This is a genomic window from Paraburkholderia sp. SIMBA_053 (genome assembly GCF_046534895.1).
Taxonomy (GTDB): domain Bacteria; phylum Pseudomonadota; class Gammaproteobacteria; order Burkholderiales; family Burkholderiaceae; genus Paraburkholderia; species Paraburkholderia caledonica.
This window is the reverse complement of sequence record NZ_JAWRXU010000006.1, coordinates 163274-181861: the sequence shown is the minus strand read 5'-3', so window position 1 is coordinate 181861 and position 18588 is coordinate 163274. Positions and strand designations below refer to the sequence as shown.

At 63.2% G+C, this 18588-nt stretch carries 17 protein-coding genes; 8 read left to right on the top strand and 9 right to left on the bottom strand.

Annotated features, from left to right (window positions below; all coding sequences use genetic code 11):
• The first annotated feature begins 129 nt into the window (after positions 1–129).
• The 4 genes from SB753_RS20310 to icmF all read left to right on the top strand — a co-directional run bounded on the left by SB753_RS20310 (position 130) and on the right by icmF (position 6932).
• Positions 130–585, top strand: a complete 456-nt coding sequence (locus tag SB753_RS20310) for a hypothetical protein (RefSeq protein WP_410801516.1) — start codon at positions 130–132, stop codon at positions 583–585.
• 578 nt (positions 586–1163) lie between these two features.
• Positions 1164–2249: a porin gene (locus SB753_RS20305; protein WP_020067150.1), complete on the top strand. Its 1086-nt coding sequence runs from the start codon at positions 1164–1166 to the stop codon at positions 2247–2249.
• A gap of 207 nt (positions 2250–2456) precedes the next feature.
• The gene (locus tag SB753_RS20300; protein WP_020067149.1) at positions 2457–3392 is read left to right on the top strand and encodes a LysR family transcriptional regulator; all 936 of its coding nucleotides are present in this window, start codon (positions 2457–2459) and stop codon (positions 3390–3392) included.
• A 123-nt stretch (positions 3393–3515) separates the two neighbouring features.
• A complete protein-coding gene (gene icmF, locus SB753_RS20295) occupies positions 3516–6932 on the top strand; it encodes a fused isobutyryl-CoA mutase/GTPase IcmF (RefSeq protein WP_410801514.1) in 3417 nt (1138 codons plus the stop codon).
• Positions 6933–7021: 89 nt separating this feature from the next.
• On the opposite strand, the gene SB753_RS20290 is transcribed toward icmF, so the two are convergent.
• Positions 7022–7981: an NAD(P)H-dependent flavin oxidoreductase gene (locus SB753_RS20290; RefSeq protein WP_288827027.1), complete on the bottom strand. Its 960-nt coding sequence runs from the start codon at positions 7979–7981 to the stop codon at positions 7022–7024.
• Positions 7982–8269: 288 nt separating this feature from the next.
• Between SB753_RS20290 and SB753_RS20285 the strand changes: the two genes are divergently transcribed.
• Positions 8270–9160 (top strand): alpha/beta fold hydrolase, encoded by an 891-nt coding sequence (locus SB753_RS20285; RefSeq protein ID WP_088173242.1) that lies wholly within the window; start codon positions 8270–8272, stop codon positions 9158–9160.
• A gap of 10 nt (positions 9161–9170) precedes the next feature.
• On the opposite strand, the gene SB753_RS20280 is transcribed toward SB753_RS20285, so the two are convergent.
• Positions 9171–9641 (bottom strand): Lrp/AsnC family transcriptional regulator, encoded by a 471-nt coding sequence (locus SB753_RS20280; RefSeq protein WP_410801512.1) that lies wholly within the window; start codon positions 9639–9641, stop codon positions 9171–9173.
• A gap of 113 nt (positions 9642–9754) precedes the next feature.
• On the opposite strand from SB753_RS20280, the gene SB753_RS20275 reads away from it, so the two are divergent.
• On the top strand, positions 9755–10654 hold the full coding sequence (locus SB753_RS20275) for a DMT family transporter (RefSeq protein ID WP_410801510.1): 900 nt from the start codon (positions 9755–9757) through the stop codon (positions 10652–10654).
• A 374-nt stretch (positions 10655–11028) separates the two neighbouring features.
• Here the strand turns inward: SB753_RS20275 and SB753_RS20270 are convergent, their stop codons facing one another.
• From SB753_RS20270 to SB753_RS20245, 6 genes are all read right to left on the bottom strand, one after another.
• Positions 11029–11958, bottom strand: coding sequence for an MBL fold metallo-hydrolase (locus tag SB753_RS20270; protein ID WP_410801652.1), 930 nt, complete (start codon positions 11956–11958; stop codon positions 11029–11031).
• A 5-nt stretch (positions 11959–11963) separates the two neighbouring features.
• Positions 11964–12449 carry a MaoC family dehydratase gene (locus SB753_RS20265; RefSeq protein WP_088173239.1) on the bottom strand — a complete coding sequence of 162 codons (486 nt, stop codon included), beginning with the start codon at positions 12447–12449 and terminating at the stop codon, positions 11964–11966.
• A complete protein-coding gene (locus SB753_RS20260) occupies positions 12446–12673 on the bottom strand; it encodes a DUF1289 domain-containing protein (protein ID WP_020067141.1) in 228 nt (75 codons plus the stop codon). The genes SB753_RS20265 and SB753_RS20260 overlap by 4 nt, the downstream gene beginning before the upstream one ends.
• A 4-nt stretch (positions 12674–12677) precedes the next feature.
• On the bottom strand, positions 12678–13199 hold the full coding sequence (locus SB753_RS20255; RefSeq protein ID WP_410801508.1) for a YbaK/EbsC family protein: 522 nt from the start codon (positions 13197–13199) through the stop codon (positions 12678–12680).
• A gap of 61 nt (positions 13200–13260) precedes the next feature.
• On the bottom strand, positions 13261–14187 hold the full coding sequence (locus SB753_RS20250; RefSeq protein WP_020067139.1) for a hydroxymethylglutaryl-CoA lyase: 927 nt from the start codon (positions 14185–14187) through the stop codon (positions 13261–13263).
• A gap of 76 nt (positions 14188–14263) precedes the next feature.
• On the bottom strand, positions 14264–15205 hold the full coding sequence (locus SB753_RS20245) for a 2-hydroxyacid dehydrogenase (RefSeq protein ID WP_410801506.1): 942 nt from the start codon (positions 15203–15205) through the stop codon (positions 14264–14266).
• 309 nt (positions 15206–15514) lie between these two features.
• On the opposite strand from SB753_RS20245, the gene SB753_RS20240 reads away from it, so the two are divergent.
• On the top strand, positions 15515–16117 hold the full coding sequence (locus SB753_RS20240) for an RBBP9/YdeN family alpha/beta hydrolase (RefSeq protein WP_088173236.1): 603 nt from the start codon (positions 15515–15517) through the stop codon (positions 16115–16117).
• A gap of 191 nt (positions 16118–16308) precedes the next feature.
• Positions 16309–17334 carry a sulfate ABC transporter substrate-binding protein gene (locus tag SB753_RS20235; RefSeq protein WP_020067134.1) on the top strand — a complete coding sequence of 342 codons (1026 nt, stop codon included), beginning with the start codon at positions 16309–16311 and terminating at the stop codon, positions 17332–17334.
• An 86-nt stretch (positions 17335–17420) separates the two neighbouring features.
• On the opposite strand, the gene bioB is transcribed toward SB753_RS20235, so the two are convergent.
• Complete coding sequence (gene bioB / locus SB753_RS20230; RefSeq protein ID WP_410801504.1) at positions 17421–18566, bottom strand: biotin synthase BioB; 1146 nt, start codon at positions 18564–18566, stop codon at positions 17421–17423.
• Between the last annotated feature and the right edge of the window lie 22 nt (positions 18567–18588).

The following is an 18588-nucleotide window of genomic DNA, read 5'->3' as shown; positions in this document are numbered from 1 at the left end:
TTACCGATCAAAGGCCGTCGGGATGCTCTGCGCTGCGACCTGTCCGCAGCGCCCGCGCCAGTCCCTCAACAAGTCCATCGCAGCTCGAACGGTGGGCTTCAGGCAAGTCTTCGGGCAAGTGAGTCACTGGTGGACGGGTTGTCGAGAACGAAGCACCTGGCGTGGGGCGCGGTAATCGTCGCGCTGTGCTCGTTCGCCTATGCAAAAGGGCCGGGCATGCCACACGGTGGCGCGAGCTTCGGTGCTGACAGCTATGGTCACGGCAATTACGTGAATCGCGACGTTGGCCGCAACGTCGAGCGTAGCCTCGACCCCTCCGGCGCGCCGGGCGCAGGCATGCATCGCGTCGCCGGACCGGGCGCCTGTCCAGGCGACGGCCGCGGCGGCATACCGTACATCGGTGTCATTCAACCGGTTAGCGCAGAGTCGCGCCCCGGACAGCGGCCGCAGACCAACGCGCCGGTTCGCTCGGGGTCGATCCGGGCCGACGTCGCGCGCTATAACGAAGAACGCGGTGCACTGCGCGCCGTTCAGCGCCAGGGTGACGACAGCCGCCCGCCCGAGAGTTCTCCCTACCGGAACTAGGCTCGGAACGAGGCCCGCCTGGGCTGCGCGTTAATCTGAGTTGTTAGTCAATCTGCCCAGCAGTTCCCCACAGCATTCACTCCTCGGCAACACCCGTTGCCTCAAGCTCTCTTAATTCACGCGCCTTTCAATTGGCTTAGTGCGCGCATTACGCTTTAACTCACCTCAAAACCACGCGCGCAATGTGACGTTTCGACGCCACACTTTTTTGAAAACACTCGGCAGCAGACCGTCTCCCGTCGTCAAATTTGGGCGGTTATGCGGCGGCGCGTCATCAGCATGTCATTTGAAGCGTTATCGGGCGCCTTGCGCATAGCGCACGCAGCTTCGCGCGACCCGACGTGTCTGTCGCGGCGCCGCGAGCATGCGCGCGTGAAGGTCCTTAGCAGGCCGATAAGCGACAAAACTAATCAGACCGATATACCCGCAATAACCAGCGATATTTTTGTTCATAAAAATGGTCCGCAAAGATGGTCCCCGCCCAGATTGGCTCGACGATCGAACGGACAACAACAATGGTTCGCGCGAGCTTGCCCTTTCGCACAGCCACACCCCTTTTGACAAAGACTGGAGAATCCATGAAAACAGGCATCAGCCGTGCGCTGAAGACCACCCTTAAGGCAACCGCGTGTGCCGCTTTGCTGGCCAGTGCATCGTCTGCTTTTGCGCAGTCGAGCGTGCAACTCTACGGTCAGGTGGACGAATGGGTCGGCGCGCAGAAATTTCCCGGCGGCAAGACGTCTGTACAGGTGTCCGGCGGCGGGATGTCGACGTCGTACTGGGGCTTGAAAGGGGCTGAGGATCTGGGCAACGGCTACAAGGCGATCTTTACGCTGGAAGGCTTCTTCCGCGCGCAGAACGGCCAGTACGGCCGCTTTACCGGCGACACGATGTTTTCGCGTAACGCGTACGTCGGTATCGAATCGCCGTACGGCACGGTTACCGCTGGCCGGCTGACCACCGAACTGTTCGTGTCGACGATCCTGTTCAACCCGTTCATCGACTCCTACGTCTTCTCGCCGATGGTCTATCACGTGTATCTCGGGCTCGGCACGTTCCCGACTTACTCGACCGATCAAGGCGTGACCGGCGACTCGGGCTGGAATAACGCGGTCCAATATCAGTCGCCGAACTTCAACGGCCTGTCGGCGAGCGCGATGTATGCGCTGGGTAACACGACGCAGAACGGCGCGAAGAAGTGGAGCGGCCAGGTTCTGTATTTCCACGGCCCGTTTGCGGCGACCGCGGTTTATCAGTACGTGAACTTCAACAACACGCCGGGAGACCTGGGCAGCTTCGATTCCTCGGGCGTGCCGGGCCTGAAGGCGCAGAGCGTCGCGCAAGTCGGCGTCTCGTATGACCTCAAGTATGTGAAGCTGTTCGGCCAGTACATGTACACGCACAACGACCAGACGCTGACGAGCTGGCACGTGAACACCGCGCAGGGCGGCGTAACGGTGCCGGCGGGTCCGGGCTCGGTGATGGCGTCGTACGCTTATTCGCGCGACGGCGGCGGCTTCGACCAGACGCGCCAGACTGCGGCAATCGGTTACGACTACCCGCTGTCCAAGCGCACCGACGTGTACGCGGCTTACCTGTACGACCACATCAGCAGCCAGTCGAGCGGCAATACGTACGGCGTCGGCTTGCGCGCGAAGTTCTAGGCGTCGCCGCGTAGCTGAACTGGCCGGCGGGCGGCGACTGCCGCGCGCCTGGCCCCATGCTCACAACCTCCAAAGCCCGCGTTCCTCACGGAACACGGGCTTTGGTCTTTCCGACTTCTGACACGACTCCGGCCAGTCGTTTCGCCATCGGCTCTTTGATAAACCGGGCAAAATAACGCCGATTAATTCCTATAGCGAGCGATTCGGATGGACACCCTCGTCAGCATGAAAGTGTTCCGGCAAGTGGTCGAGGTGGGCAGCTTCGTGGGCGCGGCTGAACGGATGGAGATGTCTGCGGCAATGGCGAGCAAGCATGTGATGCATCTCGAACAGCAACTCGGCGCGCGTCTGCTGAACCGCACCACGCGCCGCGTCGCGCCGACCGAGGCGGGCCGCGAATACTACGAGCGCCTGAGTCAGGTGCTCACCGAACTCGAGGAAGCGGAGCAGGTCGTCGGTGCGGCGAGCGTCGTGCCGCAAGGGCGCTTGCGGGTGTCGTCGCTGTCGGCATTCGGACTGAGTCACGTAATGGCAGCGGTCGCCGACTACGCCGCGCAGTATCCGCAAGTCACTGTCGACATCACGTTGTCGGACCGCGTGGTCGAGCTGATCGACGAAGGCTTCGACGTCGCGATCCGCGCTTCGCCGAGCGGCCTCAAGTCGTCGTCGCTGATCGCGCGGCAGATCGCGATGGCGCATCTGCTGCTGTGCGCGTCGCCGGAGTATCTGCGCCGGCGCGGTACGCCGAAGACGGTCGCCGATCTCGCGCGCCACAACATTCTGCAATACACGGGCGTGTCGGCGCTCGACGTCCTGCAAGCCACCGGCGAAGCCGCGCGCGTGCGCCTGTCCGGCAATCTGATCGTCAATCATCTCGAGGCGCAGCGCGTGATGGTGCTGCACGGTGCGGGCATCGCGCTGCTCGGCACCGAAGTGATCGGCGCCGATCTGGCAGAAGGCCGTCTCGTGCCTGTGCTCGTCGATGAAGTGCCGCCTCGCGAGTTGCCGATTCATGTCGTGTACGCGAGCCGGCGCCATTTGTCCGCGAAGGTGCGCTCGTTCGTGGACTTCCTCGCGGAGCGGTTTGCGAACGAGTCGCTGTGGCCGTCGCTCGAACAGATCGAGGCGCTGGCCGTGAGATAGCGCTTTGGCAAAGCTTGTTGGCAAGCGCCCCACGCCGCAAACCGCCGGAGCCGCGCCCATCCGTTTCGTTATACTGGTTGCCAGCACCCACACACGCAAACAGCGTAACGATCTGGGGGAGACATGACTGATCTGTCCACGCCGCAGCGCGCCGCCAGCCACGAGCTGCCCGCCGGCCGGCGCTTGCGCTTCGTCACCGCCGCAGCCCTGTTCGACGGCCACGATGCGTCGATCAACATCATGCGTCGCATCCTGCAAGCGAGCGGCGTCGAAGTCATCCATCTAGGCCATAACCGTTCCGTCGATGAAGTCGCGACCGCCGCGCTCCAGGAAGACGCGGACGGCGTCGCAGTGTCGAGCTACCAGGGCGGCCATAACGAATACTTCCGCTACCTGGTCGATCTGCTGCGAGCGCGCGGCGGTGAGCGCATCAAGGTGTTCGGCGGTGGCGGCGGGGTGATCGTATCCGACGAAATCGTCGCGCTGGAAAACTACGGAGTCGAAAAGATCTATTCGCCGCACGACGGCCAGCGGCTTGGCCTGCAAGGAATGATCGACGACATGATCGCGCGCTGCTCGGCAGCGGCCCGCGAGGACGCCACAGCGCGGACCGGCGCAGTCGGCGAATGGCTCGCCAGCGTGACCGGTCAACCTCTGTTGCACTTGCGTTCGAGCGCGCAGGCAAGGGGCGAAGCAAGCAGCGCCGGTTCGCTCGACGCGAGTTCGCTCGTGTTCCGCCGGCTCGCTCAACTGATCAGTGCATTCGAAACGGGCGGCGTAGCGTCGTCGAAGCGCGCGGAGCTCTCCGCTCTTACTCAGGCAGTGCAAGTTCCCGTGCTCGGCATTACCGGCACGGGCGGCGCGGGCAAATCGTCGCTTACCGACGAACTCATCCGCCGCTTCCGGCTCGATTACGGCGACACGCTGACCATCGCCGTGCTCGCCATCGACCCGTCGCGCCGCAAGTCCGGCGGCGCGCTGCTCGGCGATCGCATCCGCATGAACGCAATCGGCGACTGGGGCGGCGGTGCACGCGTGTATATGCGCTCCATGGCGACGCGCGAGGCATCGAGCGAAATCTCCGACGCACTGCCCGACGCGCTGATGCTGTGCAAGGCGGCTGGCTTCGACCTGATCGTCGTGGAAACGTCAGGGATCGGTCAGGGCGACGCGGCCATCGTGCCGTTCGTCGACGAATCGCTGTATGTCATGACGCCCGAATTCGGCGCGGCCAGCCAGTTGGAGAAGATCGACATGCTCGACTTCGCCGACGCCGTCGCGATCAACAAGTTCGACCGCAAGGGCGCGCCAGATGCGTTGCGCGATGTCGCGAAACAGGTGCAGCGTAACCGCGCCGACTTTGCGAAATCGCCCGAGGCGATGCCGGTGTTCGGCACGATCGCTTCGCACTTCAACGACGACGGCGTGACCGCGCTTTACCAGTACATCGCCGAAGCGCTGCGCAAGCACGGCCTGCGCTCAGGAGGCGGCCGTTTGTCGATTGCCGCCGACGTGCGCTTTTCGAGCGGCCGTCATGCGATCGTGCCGCCTGCGCGCGTGCGCTATCTCGCGGAAATCGCACAGACCATCCACGCTTATCGCGAGCGGGTCGATCAGCAAGCCGGCGTTGCGCGCGAGCGCTGGCAACTCGTGGAAGCGCGCCGGATGCTTGGGGAGGCCAGCGCAAACCAGCACGATGCAGACGATGCGCAAGCCTCGCTAGCATCGCTAGCCTCGCTCGACGCGCTCATCGAGCAACGCACCACAGCGCTCCGCGAGCACGAGCGCAAACTGCTCGACGCGTGGCCGCAAACTGTCGCCGCCTACTCGGGCGATGACCACGTGGTCCGCATTCGTGACCGCGAGATACGCACCGCGCTCACGGCCACGACCTTATCGGGTACACAGCTGCGCAAAGTCGCGCTGCCTAAATTCGTCGACCACGGCGAGATTTTGCGTTGGCTGATGCTCGACAATCTGCCGGGTTACTTTCCGTTCACTGCAGGCGTCTTCCCTTTCCGCCGCGAGAACGAAGACCCGACGCGAATGTTCGCCGGAGAAGGCGATCCGTCGCGCACCAACCGGCGGTTCAAGCTGCTGTCCGAAGGCATGCCGGCCAAGCGTCTTTCGACCGCGTTCGACTCGGTCACGCTTTACGGCGAAGAGCCGGACGAGCGCCCCGACATCTACGGCAAGGTGGGCAACTCGGGCGTGTCGGTCGCGACGCTCGACGACATGCATGCGCTCTACGACGGCTTCGATCTGTGCGCGCCGCAGACGTCGGTGTCGATGACGATCAACGGCCCGGCGCCGACCATACTCGCCATGTTCTTCAGCGTCGCGATCGATCAGCAGATCGCGCGCCAGGCACAGCAACTGGGCCGGGCACTGAGCGGCGACGAACTCGCCGAGACGCGCCGCATGGCGTTGGAGAATGTACGCGGCACAGTGCAGGCCGACATTCTGAAAGAGGACCAAGGCCAGAACACCTGCATTTTTTCGACCGAGTTCAGCCTCAAGGTGATGGGCGATATTCAGGCGTATTTTGTCGAACACCGCGTGCGCAACTTCTATTCGGTGTCGATCTCCGGCTATCACATTGCCGAAGCCGGCGCGAATCCGATCTCGCAACTCGCCTACACGCTCGCGAACGGCTTCACGTATGTCGAGGCGTACCTCGCGCGCGGCATGTCGATTGACGACTTCGCGCCGAATCTGTCGTTCTTCTTTTCCAACGGCATGGACCCGGAATACACGGTGCTCGGCCGGGTTGCGCGGCGCGTGTGGGCGATCGCGATGCGCGAGCGTTACGGCGCGAACGAACGCAGTCAGAAGCTCAAGTATCACGTGCAGACCTCGGGCCGTAGCCTGCATGCGCAAGAGATCGACTTCAACGATATCCGCACCACGCTGCAAGCGCTGATCGCCATTTACGACAACTGCAATTCGCTGCACACGAATGCGTTCGACGAAGCGATCACCACACCCACCGAGGAGTCGGTTCGACGCGCGGTGGCAATCCAGTTGATCATCAACCGCGAATGGGGGCTGGCGAAGAATCAGAATCCGAATCAGGGCAGCTTCGTGATCGACGAACTGACCGACCTCGTCGAAGAAGCGGTGCTCGCCGAATTTGACCGGCTGACCGAGCGCGGCGGCGTGCTCGGCGCAATGGAGACCGGTTATCAGCGCGGGCGCATTCAGGACGAGTCGATGCTGTACGAGCATCGCAAGCATGACGGCTCGTATCCGATTGTCGGCGTGAACACGTTTGTGAGCGCGAAGCCGCACGAAGCGCCGGCGCCAATTGCGCTCGCCCGCTCCACCGAAGAAGAGAAGCAAAGCCAGTTAAAACGTCTGCGCGATTTCCAGGCGCGGCATCGCGGCGCCGCACCGGCCGCACTGGAGCGGCTGCAGCGGGCGGTGATCGACGACGAAAACGTCTTTGCGGTGCTGATGGATGTGGTGCGCGTGTGTTCGCTTGGGCAAATCACGCACGCGCTGTTCGAAGTGGGCGGGCAGTATCGTCGGAATATGTAGCGAGAGCGGGCGGGCTGCAGGCGGGCTGCCGCGGCCGTCGGCGAGCGCCTGCACGCCACCCCCGCAACCGCGCGCAACCCTTGGCGGAGTCAGCGCCGGATACCGAGTCGCGCCTTTGCGTCGTCGTATTCCTTCGACAGACGCTCGACCAGTTCGCTCACGCTCGGCACGTCGTCCATCAGGCCGACGCCCTGGCCCGCGCCCCAGATGTCTTTCCACGCCTTCGCCTTGTCATTCGCGAAGTTCATCTTGGTTTTGTCCGATTCGGGCAGCGCGTCCGGATCGAGCCCGGCGTTGACGATGCTCTCGCGAATGTAATTGCCGTGCACACCGGTGAACAGGTTCGTGTAGATGATGTCCGACGCGGTGGAGTTGACGATGGCCTGCTTGTAGCTGTCCACCGCATGCGCCTCTCTCGTCGCGATGAAGCGCGTTCCCATGTACGCAAGGTCGGCGCCCATGGCTTGCGCGGCGAGAATGGAGCCGCCGTTCGCAATCGATCCCGACAGCACGATCGGGCCGTCGAAAATGCGCCGCACTTCGCCGACCAGCGCGAACGGCGAAGTAGTGCCCGCATGGCCGCCCGCGCCTGACGCAACGAGAATCAGACCGTCGACGCCCGCTTCCAGCGCCTTCTGCGCGTGCCGCAGATTGATCACGTCATGCAGCACGATTCCGCCGTAGCTGTGCACTGCATCGACAATCTCGCGCGCCGGCGCGCGCAGGCTCGTAATGAAGATGGGCACCTTGTGCTCGACGCAGACCCGCACGTCGTGTTCGAGCCGCGTATTCGACTGATGGACGATCTGGTTGACGGCAATCGGTCCGATCACCGAGTCGGGATTTGCCGCCTTATGTTCGGCGAGTTGCGCCTGCAATTGCGTGAGCCATTCGTCGAGTAGTTCGGCAGGGCGCGCATTCAGCGCGGGGAACGAACCGACGATACCGGCCTTGCACTGCGCCAGCACGAGCTCCGGATAGCTCACGATGAACATCGGCGAGGCGACGACAGGCAACGCCAGATTTTGTAGAACGGCGGGCAATGCCATAGTGCGGGTCTCCTGATTGACTACCGGTGCGCAAAGCGCCCGGCTGTTGATGAGTGTAGCGGCATGCGGCTTGCACCGTGGCGAAGCTGACAGCCCGCGCACAGGCCACTTGAACGTTTAAGAACGATCGTTCGATTATAGGGCAAGCGTGTGCTTTGCGTTCGCCGGTTCGTTTAGAACGGTTCGAATGAGTGTTCGGGTTCTATGCTTTGCGTGGGGTGTCCCACCCGGTCCGGACACATTGAGCTTTTACAATGCACTGACTTCAAACGACGAGAGACGCCGGCCATGGCCTTCGAGAATTTCACGCCCTTTCGCGTCGCCGCGGGCGATGCAGATATCTTCGGAGTAAAGGGCGGAGCGGGGCCGCCGCTTCTACTGCTGCACGGTCATCCGCAATCGCATCTGATCTGGGCGCGCTGCGCGGATCAACTGGCTCAGCACTTCACGGTCATTGCCACCGATCTTCGCGGCTATGGCGCCTCGGCAAAACCGCAGAGCGACGCCACGCATGCGCCGTATTCGAAACGCTCCATGGCCGCCGATCAGGTCGCAGTGATGCGGCACTTCGGGTTCGAGCGCTTTCTCGTCTGCGCGCATGACCGCGGCGCGCGCGTCGCGCATCGCATGGCGCTCGACCATGCGGACGCCGTCGAACGTCTGATGCTGCTCGACATCGCACCGACACTGGCCATGTACGAAGCGACCGACCGCACCTTCGCCACGCATTATTTCCACTGGTTCTTCCTGATTCAACCGGAGCCGCTGCCCGAAACGCTGATCGGCGCAAACCCGGCTGCTTACGTCGATGCGGTCATGGGAAGCCGTCACGCAGGTCTCGCGCCGTTCGACCCGGCCTCGCTCGACGCCTACCGCTCGGCGCTTGCGCAACCCGGTGCGGTGCATGCAATGTGCGAGGACTACCGCGCGTCGGCGAGTATCGACCTTGAGCACGACCGCGCTGACATCGAGCGCGGACAGAAGATCGCCTGCCCGTTGCGCGTGTTGTGGGGCGACAAGGGCGTGATCGAAAAGTGCTTCGACGCGCTGGACGAATGGCGTCACGTGGCGCGCGACGTGAGCGGCCGTTCGCTGTCTTGCGGCCACTACATACCCGAAGAGGCGCCTGACGAACTGGTCGCCGAAATGCTGTCCTTCTTCGAAGCGCTCGAAAAGTAGCGTTGCTCGCCTAACCGAGCGGCGGCAGGCGCCGCGCGATGGGCGTCGATTTGACGATCGCGCTGCTGGTCTCCGCCCGCTCGGCGACCTTCGACAGAATCTCGTCAAGGTGCTCGATCGAATGCAGATAGAGGCGGCAGATGAAGCAATCGTCGCCCGTCACTTTGTCGCATTCCACAAACTCCGGAATTCGCCGGATCACTTCTTCCACCAGATGCAACTGGCCGGGTAAAGGCTTCACGCGCACGATGGCTTGCAGCGTGAAGCCCAACGCGCGCGGAGCGAGCTGGACGGTGAAGCGTTCGATCACGCCTTGCGCTTCCAGCCGTCGGATGCGCTCGGCCGTACTCGGCGCCGATAGCCCGACAAGGCGAGCAAGTTCGCTGACTGGACGGCGCGCGTCTTCGGCGAGCGCGGCGAGGAGCGCGCGGTCGGTTTCGTCGAGCGCTGCAGGCGCGGGCTGTGCAAGGCGTTTTGACATGACGGGCTTCGATTATTAGGTTTGATCGCGATAATGCTTAAGTTTAGCCATGTATTCGTGACAGCGGATTATCTACACTGCTCGTCAGGCAGAATTGAATCGAGGATTGGATCATGGCTTCAAACGAAATCCGGCGCGGCGCGGCGGAGATGAGCATTGCAATGCTGATGTCGGGCACGATCGGCTGGCTGGTGGTGTCGTCGCAGCAGAGTCCGTTCAACGTGGTGTTTTTTCGCTGCATTTTCGGCGGCGCAACGCTCGCGCTGGTGTGCGCTGTGCTCGGTTTCTTCAGGCGCAAGCTGTTCTCGTGGAAGATGCTCGGGCTCGCGTTGCTCGGCGGCGCGGCGATCGTCGCGAACTGGGTGCTGCTGTTCGCCGCCTATTCGCGCGCATCGATTTCGATGGCGACGGCCGTCTACAACACGCAGCCGTTCATGCTGGTGGCGCTCGGCGCGCTGGTGTTTCGCGAGCGCATCAGCGCGTCCACGGTCGTGTGGCTGCTGATCGCATTTATCGGGCTCGTGTTTGTCGTCAAGGTCGAACCGGCCGTACTGGCGGTGCCGGGGCAATATCTGGTGGGTATCGCCTTTGCGGTGGGCGCGGCAGCAATGTATGCGGTTTCCTCGATTATCACGAAGCGCCTGAAGGGCACGCCGCCGCATCTGATCGCGCTGATCCAGGTCTTGCTCGGCGTGGTCATGCTGGCGCCGTTCGTGCGTTTCGACGCGCTACCCGCCACTGGCGCGCAATGGGTCGAGCTGGTCGTGCTGGGCGTCGTGAACACCGGCCTCATGTATGTGTTGCTGTACGGTGCCATCCAGAAGCTGCCAACCTCCATGACCGGTGCGCTGTCATTCATTTATCCGGTGGTGGCGATCATCGTCGATCGCGTTGCGTTTGGTCAGGCATTAGCATGGATTCAGGTGCTGGGCGCGGTGCTGATCCTCGTTGCGGCTGCGGGCGTCAATCTTGGCTGGCGCATCGTGCCGCAAAGGCGCGTGCCGTCCGTCTGAGCGCCGCGCGTCCGGCCAACGCGGCGAGCCGCAATGCTATGGATTGCAAACCATATGCGTGGACGTTTGGTCATATCAGCGGACCAATCTCGCCAGGCTCGGCGCGGCTCCCGTTGCTTTCAGACCGCATGCGGGTTAACGGCCGGCGTCAAGCGTCTGTAGGGAAATCACTGATGCGGTCAAAAATCGCGCGCGCGTATCATTCGACCAGACGCTGATCACGTCCGACAGAATTTCCGCCGCTCGCCTTTATAGGTCGAGCGGCTTTCTTTTTGTGGCGGCGGTTTTTGACGCGCCAAAGCTGGCGCGCTTGCCAACGCGCATGCTCCGGCTACCAGTGGCCGGACTTCGATCACTTCAAGCAACGTAGGCGCTTACGCCCGTTGCGCCGCGCGCGCGACGATCTGCTCGCCATCCACCATCAGCGGTCCGTTTCCGGCAGCCAGTTCATCGACAAGCGTTTTGACGAGTGCGGGCCATTCACCACGCGGCTTCAGCATTGAAGCCGCCGCACGCATGACCGCCGCGTCGTCGAGCATTTGCAGCAGCGTCGCAAAGCTCATCGAGCGAACGTCGAGCAGCTTGAAGACAATCAGCACCTTGAGCGCATTCTTCGCATTGCGTGCCGGGTCGGCGCGCAACCACGCCACGCGGGAGAAAGCCCGGTCCAGCGCCTGTCCCACGTTCGTGAACGGTGCCCCATGGCCCGGAATCACAAGGCGCACGTCGAGCGCTGCAATGGCTTCGAGCACCGCCTGCTCCTCCGCGAAGCCGCTTTCGCCTTCGAGTTCCGGAAAGATGACGCCGAAGCCGTTTTCCCACAGCGCGTCGGCGCTGATCAGCACGCGTTCGTGAGCGCAGTACAGCATCAGCGAATGGGGATCGTGGCCGGGCGCGCCGAGCACCTGCCAGTCGAGTGCGCCCAGGCGCAGCGTTGCGCCCGGTGCGATGGTGCCTGTGAAGCCGAAGCGTTCGCAGGTCTGCGCGGTCGCACGGAAGCTCAGACGCGTCTCGTCCCATTCGCTCACGGCGCCGGCTTCGGAAGCGGGGATGAGCGTGCGGCACGGCCACGAAGACTGCAGCAGCGCATTGCCGCCGCAATGGTCGGAATGCAGATGTGTGTTGACGATCAGATCGAGCGGCCGCTCGCCGAGCGCCTGCTGGACGAGGGCCAATGTTTGCTGCGCATGCGTCGCGTAACCGGTGTCCACGATGGCAGCGCAGTCGTCGTCGACGAGCAGCACGTTGTTCGACGAAAGCCAGCCGCGCTCGAAGACGCGGATCGATGCAGGCAATGCGGGCAATGCGTTCATAGCGTGCCCGTGCCCGAGTCGGCTGCTACGCCTGCGTTCACGGATGCCTCGGCTTTCGGCATCACGAGAATGGTCGACGTGCCGACCACTGCAACCTCACCGCGCTGGTTCTTGACCGAGCCATCGAGGTGCGTCAGGTCTCCGTTCAGGCTCGGCTTCCAGTAAGCGTCGCGCACGCGCCAGGTCATGGTGAGCGTGTCGCCCGCGTGCGCGGCCTTCTTCAGCTTGATATCGAAGTCGAGTCCGAGTGGCTGCGCGTAGGTCGAAAAATGCGTCGCGAGCAGCGCCATGAAGTGTGCGGTGGGCTGTGTGCCCGACGCGATGAGACCGCCGAAGCGGCTTTGCGCCGCATAGGCTTCGTCGTGATGCAGCGGATTCATGTCGTTGACGAGCGTTGCGAACGACTTCACCGAATCCACGGACAAGGTGAGCGTCGAGCTGAACGTCTCGCCGATGGTGACAATGCGCGGCGGCGCGTTCATGGCTGCACCTTTGCCTGGCCTGCGATCAACCGGGCGCGCCGGGCCTCCAGTTCGTTCCATACGGCGCGCTTCTCGTGATCGTCGTAGATCGACCAGCCGGCGATTTCGTCGATGGTGCGCAGGCAACCTTCGCACCATCCGGTCGACGCATTCATCCGGCACACGTTGATACATGGCGACGGCACGCCGCCAGCATCCGTTGCTTTGTTGATTACCGCTGTCATCGCGTCAGGCCGTCTCGCGCAGCGCCACGTCGACTACCGGCGCGCCCGTCAATGCAACCAGTTCCTGCGCGCTCAGATTGAACACCGCATGCGGGTGTCCGGCCGCCGCCCACAGGCTGTCCAGCGCGAGCAGGTCTTCATCGATCAGCGTGACCGGTTCGACCGCATGACCGACCGGACACACGCCGCCAATTGCATAGCCGGTCTTTTCGCGGACGAACTTCGCGTCGGCGCGGCCGATGTCGCCGACCTGCGCCGCCACCTTCTTTTCATCGACGCGATTCGCGCCGCTTGCAACCACCAGCACCGGCGCATCGTCTTCGCGACGGCGAAACAGGATTGACTTTGCGATCTGCGCGACTGAACAGCCAAGGCCGGCGGCGGCTTCGGCTGAAGTCTTGCCGGTCTCCGGCAGCATAACGATCCGGCCACTGTGTCCGCGCTCGCGCAGCAGCAGTGCAACGCGGCGTGCAGAGTCCGGTAATGCGGCGAGATCGTCCGGGTCGAGAGAAGCGTGGTCCGTCATCGTGTCAGGTCCTGATAGTCTGGTGTCCGGCAATGTCTTGAGGAAGATGTTCGACGTAGGCTCAAACGCAGTTGGCCGCTTCGCTGCGCGCCTTCGCGAGCAGCGCCTTGCCCGCGCGCGAAACGTTCGGCCGACCGATCGACGTGGAAATGAAATCGCCGATTGCCACGACTTGAGCAAGGTCGATGCCGGTCTCGATACCGAGGCCGTTCATCAGATACAGCACGTCTTCGGTCGCGACGTTGCCGGTTGCGCCCTTCGCATACGGACAGCCGCCGAGCCCCGCTACCGACGCGTGATAGATTTCGATGCCTTCCTGCAGCGCCGCGTAGATGTTGGCCAGCGCCTGGCCATACGTGTCGTGAAAGTGCCCGGACAGACGCTCGCGCGGAAACACCTGCGTCACCGCTTCGAAGACTTCGCGCGTGCGCTTCGGCGTGCCCACGCCAATCGTATCGGCGATGTCGATTTCGTCGCAGCCGAGCGCTGCAAAGCGTTGCACCACGTCGACCACCGACGCGACCGGCACCTCGCCTTGATACGGACAACCGAGCGCACACGACACGCTGCCGCGAATGCGCAGGCCGTGCTCCTTGGCTGCCTGCGCGACCGGCGCGAATCGTTCGATACTTTCTGCGATGCTGCAGTTGATGTTCTTCTGCGAGAACGCTTCGCTCGCGGCGCCGAAAATCACGATCTCGTCCGCGCGCGCGGCAAGCGCGCCTTCGAAGCCGCGCAGATTAGGCGTGAGCACCGAATAGATGGTGCCGGGGCGGCGCTCGATGCCGGACATGACTTCCGCGCCGTCGGCCATCTGCGGAACCCATTTTGGCGACACGAACGACGCCGCTTCGACGTTGCGAAATCCCGCTGCGGAGAGCCGGTTGATCAGTTCGATCTTCGTGGCGGTCGGGACGAACTCCTTCTCGTTCTGCAGGCCGTCGCGCGGGCCCACTTCGACGATTTTCACTTGCTTCGGTACGGCCATGATTGTCTCCTCATACACAGTAGTCGATTGGAGTTGGCGGTTTGGCACCTGCTCCTGCTCATGCAATTCGACGATGTCAATATCCGCGTTCGATGTCCACCACGCCCCCGACCGCTTCCCCGCGCTCCAGCGCCAGCATTTTTTCCGCGATCTGCGCGACGCTTTCTTCGCGCAACGTAAGCGCGGAGATGTGCGGCGTAATGGTGATGCGCGGCTCCTGCCAGAACGGGTGATCGGCGGGCAACGGTTCCTCGCGGAACACGTCGAGCGTGGCCGCGGCCAGTTGACCGCTTGCCAGCGCGTCGAGCAGATCTGCTTCCACGAGATGCGCACCGCGTGCAACGTTGATCAGATACGCGCCACGTTCAAGCCGCGAAAACGTGCGCGCGCCGAGCACGTCGGCGGTATCCGGCGTATGCGGCAGCAGATTCACGAGCACCTTCACGCCGTCGAGAAACGCGTCGAATTGCGCCGCGCCAGCAAACGTCGTGATGCCTTCGACCTGCCGCGCGCTACGGCTATAACCGCGCACCGGCATGCCGAACGCGGCGACAGCTTGTGCGACATGTGCGCCGAGCACGCCGAGTCCGAGCACACCCACCGTGAACGTCTCGCGCGGATGCGGATCGAGTACTTGCCAGCGACCCTCGCGTTGCAGCGTCTGATATTCGTCGAAACGCCGCAGATAGCGCAGCACCGCGTGCGTTACGTATTCGGCCATTTGCGACGCCATGCCGCTGTCTTCGAGACGGATCAACTGCGCGTTGGCGGGCAACGTGCCGGGCTGCTCGCGTTCGAGCGCGAGGATCGCGTCGACGCCCGCACCCAGATTGAAGATCGCCCGCAGATCGGTGCGGCCGGCCAGCATGTCGCGAGGCGGGCGCCATACGACGGCAAAATCGGCGGGCGCGGTGTCGCCGGGCTGCCATTCGCGCAGATCGGCCTCCGGCAGCGCGCGGGCGAAGTCGTGCAGCCAGGCGGCGGCTTCGGCGTTCGGCATGTAAAAGAGGATTTTCATGCGGCGTCGCCTTTGAATGCGCGATCGCGCCGCTTCGCGCGAGATGCGCGGCAGCATGGCTGCGAGGCTTCCGGCGGCTGCGGCGCGGCGCACGACGCTGGCAACATGAGGGCTCCTCCTTTTATGGATAGGCTTCATTCTACTTTTTCGCCGGCAATCCCGCGCGGTTGCGCACGACCGTGCGCGTCGCGGGCGAGCGCGCCGCCCGTTCCTGAGAAGCACTCCATAAACAAAGCACAAAAACTTGGTTCGTCCACGCGCCGCGCGGCGGGACAATGACCTCCCGGTTTCCCGTAGCGAGGGACAGACATGCTTTCATGCACCACAGCGCCGTGGCCGCCGCGGCTCGTGACCGTTCCCGGCCTGCACGGCAGCGAGGGCGCACATTGGCAAACCTGGCTTGAGCGCCAGTTCGCGCGGTCGTTGCGCGTCGAGCAGGCCGACTGGGACGCACCGGACGTCGCAGGTTGGGCGAACTCGCTGCGCGAACTGCTCGCGCGTGAACGCGGGCCGTTCGTGCTCGCCGCGCATAGCTTCGGCTGCCTCGCGGCTGCGCACGCGTTGCAGCAGGCGTCGTATGCCAACGAGGTAGTCGGCGTGCTGTTCGTTGCACCCGCAAGCCCGCAGAAATTCGCTTTCGCCGGACCGTTCGAGGCGCGGCGTGTCGGCGTTCCGTCCATTCTGATCGGCAGTGAAACCGATCCGTGGATGCCGCTCGCCGGCGCTCGCGAACTCGCGCAGCGCTTCGGCAGTGCGTTCGTCAATCTGGGCGACGCTGGGCACATCAACACCGCAGCCGGGTTCGGCCCGTGGCCGAGGGCGAAGTATTTCGTCGACACATTGGTGCATTGCGCGGCGCCGCTGCGCTTTCGCGACGAAGCGTTCGAGGTTGGGCAGCAGGCGCTGGTTTGACGCGCTGGTTCTGGCCCGTTTGTTCGGCAGACCCGTTCGGCTTCTTATCGTGCGCCGCTCGATGCCCGGCATGCGGCGACTATCGCGCGCCCCGACTTCGGCCGCGGCCCGCACAGGCGATCCGCTAGAATCCCGCTTCACGCCGCGCAATTGCGCGGCCACAGGTTTTTATCATCGATAGCGGGGACAACATGGCATACAGGACGGGGACAACGCGCTGGCTGGCGGCCGGTTTTACGGCAGCCGCGCTGGCGCTCGGCGGCGTGTCGGCAGCGCACGCGGAGACGTCGTTGATGAACGTGTCGTACGACGTGACGCGCGAGTTGTACAAGGACATCAATGCCGGCTTCATCGCCGCGTACAAACAGAAGAGCGGCGAGAGCGTATCGATTCGCCAGTCGCATGGCGCGTCGAGCGCGCAGGCGTTGTCGGTATTGCAGGGTTTGCAGGCGGACGTCGTGACGATGAATCAGCCGAACGACATCGACCTGCTCGCGGAAAAGGGCCAACTGGTCCCCGCCAACTGGCGCACGCGTCTGCCGGACGACAGCGCACCGTACACGACCACGATGGTGTTCCTCGTGCGCAAGGGCAATCCGAAGCACATCAAGGACTGGGATGATCTGGCGAAGCCCGGCGTGCAAGTGGTGATCGCAAATCCGAAAACTTCGGGCAACGGGCGTTATACGTATCTGGCCGCGTGGGGATATCGCAAGCAGCATGGCGGCAGCGACGCACAGGCGCTCGACTTCGAAAAAGCGATCTTCAAGAACGTGCCGGTGCTCGACACGGGCGGCCGCGGCGCAACGACCACGTTCACGCAACGCGGCATCGGCGATGTGCTGGTGACATTCGAAAACGAAGTCGCGCTGATGAATACCGGCGTGGGCGCGGGCAATTTCGAAGCGGTCTATCCGTCGGTGAGCCTGCTTGCGGCGCCGCCGGTATCGATCGTCGACAAAGTGGTCGACAAGCGCGGCACGCGCAAGGAGGCGCAGGCTTACCTGGACTATCTGTGGTCGCCGGCCGCGCAGGAGATCATCGCCCAACATCATCTGCGTCCGCGTGACAAGAACGTACTCGCGAAGCACGCCGCCGAGTTCAAGCCGATCAAGACATTCACCGTCGAAGAAATGTTCGGCAGCTGGCAGAAAGCGCAGCAAACGCATTTCTCGGACGGCGGAACGTTCGATCAGATCATCGTCGACAAGAAGTAACTATTCGGACTGAAGATAAAAAAAGGCCGCTTCATATTGAAGCGGCCTTTTTCATTGCGCGGCATTTACGGCGCGCAGCAGTGTACTTAGTTCGTCGCGGCCTGTGCCGGTTGCTCGTGTTCGCAACCATGCTCGCAGCCGCTCTTATCGAGCGGCATGTGCTGCGCGGCCTCGGCGCGACTACCGAGGCGTTCGAGTAGCTTGCGGTCAGCTTCCGCTTGCGGATTGCTCGTGGTGAGCAACTGATCGCCGTAGAAAATTGAATTCGCGCCTGCGAGGAAGCACATTGCCTGCAACGCTTCGTCCATCTGCTCGCGACCGGCCGACAGGCGCACCATCGCGCGCGGCATGGTGATGCGCGCAATCGCAATCGTCCGAACGAATTCGAACGGATCGATCGATTCAGTGCCTGTCAGCGGCGTGCCTTCCACTTGCACCAGATTGTTGATGGGCACCGATTCCGGATACGGGTCCATGTTCGCCAGTTGCGCGATGAGGCCAGCACGTTCGCGGCGCGACTCGCCCAGTCCAACGATGCCGCCGCAGCACACGTTGATGCCGGCGTCGCGCACGCGTTCAAGCGTGTCGAGACGGTCCTGATAAGTGCGCGTCGAAATGATCTGTCCGTAGAACTCCGGCGACGTGTCGAGGTTGTGGTTGTAGTAGTCGAGGCCTGCTTCGCGCAATTGCTGCGCCTGATGCGTTTCGAGCATGCCGAGCGTCACGCAGGTTTCCAGACCCATCGCCTTCACGCCCCGAATCATGTCCTTGATCGGCTCGAGGTGCCGGTCTTTCGGATTGCGCCACGCGGCGCCCATGCAGAAGCGCGTCGCACCGTTTTCCTTGGCGGTCTTCGCGGCGGCGAGCACTTCGTCGACCGGCATCAGCTTGTCGGCTTGCAGGCCCGTGTCGTGATGCACGGACTGCGGGCAGTACGCGCAATCTTCTTCGCAGCCACCGGTCTTGATGGAAAGCAGTGTCGACAGTTGCACCGTGTTCGCATCGAAATGCTCGCGATGCGTTTGCTGCGCGCGAAACATCAGGTCGTTGAACGGCAGTTCATACAACGCGACGATATCGGCAACGCGCCAGCGCGCGAGCTGCTTGCCCGCTGCATCGACATTGGCACTGGCATTGGCGTTGGCGTTCGCATTGGCGTTTGCATTGGCGTTCGCATTGGCGTTGTTCGCGGCCGTTTCAGCACGCGCGGGGGCGATGTTCAGTTGCGTCATGGGTTCAATCCTCATGAATGGA

Bases quoted from the DNA above. Each gene is read 5' to 3' on its own strand.
- SB753_RS20235 (WP_020067134.1), top strand. From the start codon at position 16,309: ATGGCATACAGGACGGGGACAACGCGCTGGCTGGCGGCCGGTTTTACG.
- SB753_RS20250 (WP_020067139.1), bottom strand. From the start codon at position 14,187: ATGGCCGTACCGAAGCAAGTGAAAATCGTCGAAGTGGGCCCGCGCGAC.
- SB753_RS20300 (WP_020067149.1), top strand. From the start codon at position 2,457: ATGGACACCCTCGTCAGCATGAAAGTGTTCCGGCAAGTGGTCGAGGTG.
- SB753_RS20285 (WP_088173242.1), top strand. From the start codon at position 8,270: ATGGCCTTCGAGAATTTCACGCCCTTTCGCGTCGCCGCGGGCGATGCA.
- SB753_RS20245 (WP_410801506.1), bottom strand. From the start codon at position 15,205: ATGAAAATCCTCTTTTACATGCCGAACGCCGAAGCCGCCGCCTGGCTG.
- SB753_RS20260 (WP_020067141.1), bottom strand. From the start codon at position 12,673: ATGACAGCGGTAATCAACAAAGCAACGGATGCTGGCGGCGTGCCGTCG.
- SB753_RS20290 (WP_288827027.1), bottom strand. From the start codon at position 7,981: ATGGCATTGCCCGCCGTTCTACAAAATCTGGCGTTGCCTGTCGTCGCC.
- icmF (WP_410801514.1), top strand. From the start codon at position 3,516: ATGACTGATCTGTCCACGCCGCAGCGCGCCGCCAGCCACGAGCTGCCC.
- SB753_RS20275 (WP_410801510.1), top strand. From the start codon at position 9,755: ATGGCTTCAAACGAAATCCGGCGCGGCGCGGCGGAGATGAGCATTGCA.
- SB753_RS20255 (WP_410801508.1), bottom strand. From the start codon at position 13,199: ATGACGGACCACGCTTCTCTCGACCCGGACGATCTCGCCGCATTACCG.
- SB753_RS20240 (WP_088173236.1), top strand. From the start codon at position 15,515: ATGCTTTCATGCACCACAGCGCCGTGGCCGCCGCGGCTCGTGACCGTT.
- SB753_RS20265 (WP_088173239.1), bottom strand. From the start codon at position 12,449: ATGAACGCGCCGCCGCGCATTGTCACCATCGGCGAGACGTTCAGCTCG.
- bioB (WP_410801504.1), bottom strand. From the start codon at position 18,566: ATGACGCAACTGAACATCGCCCCCGCGCGTGCTGAAACGGCCGCGAAC.
- SB753_RS20280 (WP_410801512.1), bottom strand. From the start codon at position 9,641: ATGTCAAAACGCCTTGCACAGCCCGCGCCTGCAGCGCTCGACGAAACC.
- SB753_RS20305 (WP_020067150.1), top strand. From the start codon at position 1,164: ATGAAAACAGGCATCAGCCGTGCGCTGAAGACCACCCTTAAGGCAACC.